The following is a 4,922-nucleotide window of genomic DNA, read 5'->3' on the forward strand; positions in this document are numbered from 1 at the left end:
GCCGACGAGGCCGCGGGCGCGCCCGCCGCGGACAACGCCACCGACCCCGCCACCGGCCCCGCCCCGTCCTCCGCTGCGGCCGACCGCGGGGGGGCGCGGACGTCGTCGGGCAGGTCGCGGACGGCCGTGGCGACAGCGGGCGGAACAACCGACCCCGGCGCGGCGTTGGGTCTCCTGCGCGAGGCGATCGCGGACGCGTCGATGGTGTGGCTCGAGGTCGTGGGACCGGCCGGGTCGCCGACGCGGCGGCTCGTGCGGCCGCTCACGCTCGACGGCGGGCGCCTGCGCGCGCAGGACCCGGCACGCGACGCGGAGCTCACCGTGGCCGTGCACCGCATCGCGTCCGTAAGCCCGGCACCGTCCGGCTGACGGGCCGCCCCTCGCGACCCCGGCTCGATCTCGGCGAAGAAGGAGACGCATGACCGACGGCCCTCTCATCGTGCAGAGCGACAAGTCGCTCCTGCTGGAGGTCGACCACCCGCGCGCGGACGACGCGCGCCGCGCCATCGCGCCGTTCGCCGAGCTCGAGCGCGCCCCCGAGCACGTGCACACCTACCGGCTGACACCGCTCGGGCTGTGGAACGCGCGCGCCGCGGGCCACGACGCCGAGCAGGTCGTCAACACCCTCATCGAGTACTCGCGGTACCCGGTGCCGCACGCGCTGCTCATCGACGTCGCCGAGACGATGTCGCGCTACGGGCGGCTCACGCTCGCGCAGCACCCGGTGCACGGCCTCGTCCTCGAGGCGACGGACCGTGCCGTGCTCGCCGAGGTGCTCAAGTCCAAGCGCACCGCCGGCCTCGTGGGCGAGCGCATCGACGAGACCACGGTCGTCGTGCACCCGTCCGAGCGCGGCCACCTCAAGCAGGTGCTCGTCAAGCTCGGCTGGCCCGCCGAGGACCTCGCCGGCTACGTCGACGGCGAGAAGCACCCCATCGCGCTCAGCCCGACGACGCCGCCGCGCGCCGAGGGCGAGGAGCCGAAGCCGTGGGAGATGCGGCCCTACCAGGCGCAGGCCGTGGACGGGTTCTGGCACGGCGGCAGCGGCGTCGTCGTGCTGCCGTGCGGCGCCGGCAAGACGATCGTCGGCGCGGGCGCGATGGCGAGGTCGGGCACCACGACGCTCATCCTCGTGACCAACACCGTGAGCGCGCGCCAGTGGCGCGACGAGCTCGTGCGCCGCACCACGCTCACCGAGGACGAGATCGGCGAGTACTCGGGCGCGCGCAAGGAGATCAAGCCGGTCACCATCGCGACGTACCAGGTGCTCACGACCAAGCGGAAGGGCGCGTACCCGCACCTCGAGCTGCTCGACGCGCGCGACTGGGGCCTCGTGGTCTACGACGAGGTGCACCTGCTGCCCGCGCCGATCTTCCGCATGACCGCGGACCTGCAGGCGCGCCGCCGCCTCGGCCTCACCGCGACGCTCGTGCGCGAGGACGGCCGGGAGGACGAGGTGTTCTCCCTCATCGGCCCGAAGCGCTACGACGCGCCGTGGAAGGACATCGAGGCACAGGGGTACATCGCGCCCGCCGACTGCGTCGAGGTGCGCCTCACGCTCCCGGAGTCGGAGCGCATGACGTACGCCGTCGCGGAGCCGGAGGACCGCTACCGGCTCGCGGCCACCGCATCGGGCAAGAACCGCGTCGTCGAGGAGATCGTCGCGCAGCACCCGGACGACCAGGTCCTCGTCATCGGCCAGTACCTCGACCAGCTGGAGGAGCTGTCGGAGCACCTCGACGCGCCGCTCATCACGGGCGCCACGACGGTCCGCGAGCGCCAGCGCCTGTTCGACGCGTTCCGCTCGGGCGAGATCTCCCGGCTCGTCGTGTCGAAGGTCGCGAACTTCTCCATCGACCTGCCCGAGGCGTCCGTCGCGATCCAGGTGTCGGGCTCGTTCGGCTCGCGCCAGGAGGAGGCGCAGCGCCTCGGTCGTGTCATGCGTCCCAAGGCCGACGGCCGGACGGCGCACTTCTACGCCGTCGTCGCGCGCGACACCGTCGACCAGGACTTCGCCGCCCACCGGCAGCGCTTCCTGGCGGAGCAGGGGTACGCCTACCGCATCGTCGACGCCGAGGACCTGGGCATCTCCGACACCGCGCAGTAGGGCCGCACTCCGCGGCGACAGCCGCCGAGAAGCGGATCCGCGCCCCAGAATCCGCCAGATTCGGGGCACCGACCCACTTCTCGGCGCAGCCGGGTGGTCAGTGCGCACCAGTGCGCTCGCGCAGCGCCGCTCGCACCCGCTGGACGAGCCGCTCCGGATGCCGGTACACGTCGTCCGCCGTCACCACGAACACCCGCCAGCCGAGCGCCTCGAGCTCCTGCTTGCGCGCGATGTCCCGGAGCCACGTGCGACGGTCGGTGCGGTGCACGTCGCCGTCGTACTCGACGGCGATCCGCTGCTCGCGGTACGTCATGTCCGGCATCGCGACGAACCGGCCCTGAGCGTCGAGGACGGGCACGTTGACCCGGGGCGACGGCAGACCGGCGTGGACCAGCAGGAGGCGTGCACGGGTCTCCATGCAGGAGTCCGTGCCCGCGCGGGCGAGCGTCAACGCGACGCGCATGCGGGCGATGCCGCGCGTTCCCCTGGGCGCCTCGACGACGGTCCGCCGCAGGGCGTCGAGGCTCGACAACGGCCGCTCGCGACGCAGCAGCGCGTCCGCGAGCACCACCACCTCGTCCGGCGGCAGGGTGCCCGCGAGCTGTTGCCACGCGTGCTCAGGGGTCACGACCGGCAGCCCGCCGACACGGCAGACCGGCAGCACGGGTGCCGCGTAGGTGTGGCTCACGATCCCGGCTCGTCGTGGGACGACTGCGTGAACCGGCACGGTGAGGTGGACCCGGTCGTCCGCGTCGAGCCTTCCGGGCAGATCGGCACCGTGCGCGCGCAAGGCGGTCGAGTGGCTCAGCGCGGACCCGGTCGGCGCCACGAGCAGCGCGGCCTCCGCCCGCGCGCGCAGGTCCGTGGCGAGGTGCGCCGGTAGCCGTACGCCCGGCGTCGGGATCGCGAACCGCGGATGTCGCATGGCCTTCGGGGACAGTCCCGCCTGCCGGCCGTGCGCAGTCGTGAACGCCCGGTCGACGAGGAGCGGACCAGGCTCCGTCGTCAGGCGGGAGGTCGCTTCTCGCGCGTCGTGGCTGGCGCGCCGGGTGGTGTCGTCGAGCACGGGCCGAGCATCGGACCTGCGTGACCTCCCAAGATCCTCGTGCCGGCAGAGCTGTGGACGATGGTCGGACGCCCGCGGCCTGTGGACGCGCACACGAGATGGGCACCCGGTTCAGAAGTGGATCCGCGCCCCGATCGCGCGCGAGATCGGGGCGCAGATCCACGTCTCGACGGGAAGCCCCTGCCCCTGCCGGTGTCGTCCCGTTGCAGGCTCCTGAGCCCTGGGACAGGATCACGGCGTGAGCCTGCCCGACCGCTCGTCCCTCGCCCGTGCCCGCGACGTCGCGAGTCACGGCTCCCGGGTGCTGCTCGCGGCCCTCGGCGCGCTCCTGGCCGCCGTCGTGCTGCTCGTGCCGGCGGGCGGGGCGCACGCCGTCCCGCCGACGGCCGTCGAGGGCGAGGTCACGGACCCCGAGGGCGTGCTGGGCGACCGTACGGGCGAGGTGGAGGACGCGCTCGACCGGCTCGCGGCGGACACCGACCTGCAGCTCTTCGTCGTGTACGTGCCGGACCTGGACGGCATGGACGGCATCGACTGGGCGAACGCGACGGCGACGGCGTCGGGCCTCGGCGTGGACGACCTGCTGCTCGCGGTGGGCACCGAGGACCGCCGCTACGGGCTGTCGTACGACAACAACGTCGGCCTGAGCGACGCCGCGCTCGAGCGCGTCGTCGCGACGGTCGAGGACCACCTGCGCGAGGACGACTGGGCGGGAGCCGCGATCGCGGCCGCGGACACCGCGCACGACGCCGCGTCGGGAGGCGGCGGCGCCAGCGGGGTCCTCCTCCTGGCGGTGGGCGGCGTGCTCGTCTTCGTCGCCGTGCTGGTCGTCCGGTCGGTGATGAACCGCCGCCGCGGCACGGTGGCCGGGGTCGCGCAGGCGCCGTCCGGCCTGGACGCGCTGACCACCGAGGAGCTCGACCGGCGCGCGAGCGCCGCGCTCGTCTCGATCGACGACGCCATCACGACGTCGGAGCAGGAGCTCGGCTTCGCCCAGGCGCAGTTCGGGCTCGAGGCGACGCAGGACTTCTCCGCCGCGCTCGCCGAGGGTCGTCGCCGCGTCACCGAGGCGTTCGCGCTGCGCCAGCGGCTCGACGACGAACAGCCGGAGACGGAGGCCGAGGCGCGGGCCGCCATGGAGCGCATCATCACGCTGTGCGACGAGGTCGCCGACGACCTCGACGCCCGGTCCGCGACCTTCGACGAGCTCCGCCAGCTGCACGCCCGGGCGCCGCAGGTGCTCGACGAGACGGAGCAGCGCGCCGACGAGGTGCTCGCGCGCGTCGGACCGGCCCGCGCGACGCTGGACATGCTCGCCCGGACGTACCCCGCGACCGCGCTCGCGTCCGTCGCGCGCAACCCCGACCAGGCGGAGGCGCTCGTCGCGGGCGCGCACGAGTCGGTCGGCCGCGGGCGCGACGCCCTCGCCTCCCGCGACCGCGCCACCGCCGTCGCGCTCGCGCGCGCTGCGCAGAACGCCGTCGGCCAGGCGGTCACCCTCCTCGACGCCGTGGACCGCGCCGGGACGGACCTCGCCGAGGCCGGCACGCGCATCGAACGGGGCCTCGCGTCGATCCGGGCCGACATCGCCGACGCCGGCCGGCTCGCCCCCGGGAACCCGTCGGTCACGCCGGCGCTCGCGGAGGCGCAGACCGCCGCGAAGGTCGCGGCGTCCGTGCACGACGGCGGCGACCCTCTCGCGGCGCTGCGCCGCCTCACCGATGCGGAGGCCGCGCTCGACGCCGCGAT

Annotated in this window: 3 protein-coding genes and 1 pseudogene; 3 read left to right on the forward strand and 1 reads right to left on the reverse strand. The window is 74.6% G+C overall.

Translation table 11 applies throughout. The features are described from left to right. Together JZ5iCDA_RS19125 and JZ5iCDA_RS15575 are read left to right on the forward strand one after the other, a co-directional pair. A pseudogene (locus JZ5iCDA_RS19125) lies at positions 1-369 on the forward strand (helicase-associated domain-containing protein); the annotation flags it as partial. A 49-nt stretch (positions 370-418) separates the two neighbouring features. Further along, positions 419-2,107: a DNA repair helicase XPB gene (locus tag JZ5iCDA_RS15575; protein WP_069387977.1), complete on the forward strand. Its 1,689-nt coding sequence runs from the start codon at positions 419-421 to the stop codon at positions 2,105-2,107. A gap of 97 nt (positions 2,108-2,204) precedes the next feature. On the opposite strand, the gene JZ5iCDA_RS15580 is transcribed toward JZ5iCDA_RS15575, so the two are convergent. Then, the gene (locus JZ5iCDA_RS15580; RefSeq protein WP_171905405.1) at positions 2,205-2,795 is read right to left on the reverse strand and encodes an endonuclease domain-containing protein; all 591 of its coding nucleotides are present in this window, start codon (positions 2,793-2,795) and stop codon (positions 2,205-2,207) included. A gap of 616 nt (positions 2,796-3,411) precedes the next feature. Between JZ5iCDA_RS15580 and JZ5iCDA_RS15585 the strand changes: the two genes are divergently transcribed. Then, the coding region (locus JZ5iCDA_RS15585) for a TPM domain-containing protein (RefSeq protein WP_069387979.1) at positions 3,412-4,922 on the forward strand (1,511 nt) is incomplete at its 3' end.

Source organism: Cellulosimicrobium cellulans, assembly GCF_001722485.1.
GTDB classification, from domain to species: Bacteria; Actinomycetota; Actinomycetes; order Actinomycetales; family Cellulomonadaceae; genus Cellulosimicrobium; species Cellulosimicrobium cellulans_A.

Bases quoted from the DNA above. Each gene is read 5' to 3' on its own strand.
- JZ5iCDA_RS15575 (WP_069387977.1), top strand. From the start codon at position 419: ATGACCGACGGCCCTCTCATCGTGCAGAGCGACAAGTCGCTCCTGCTG.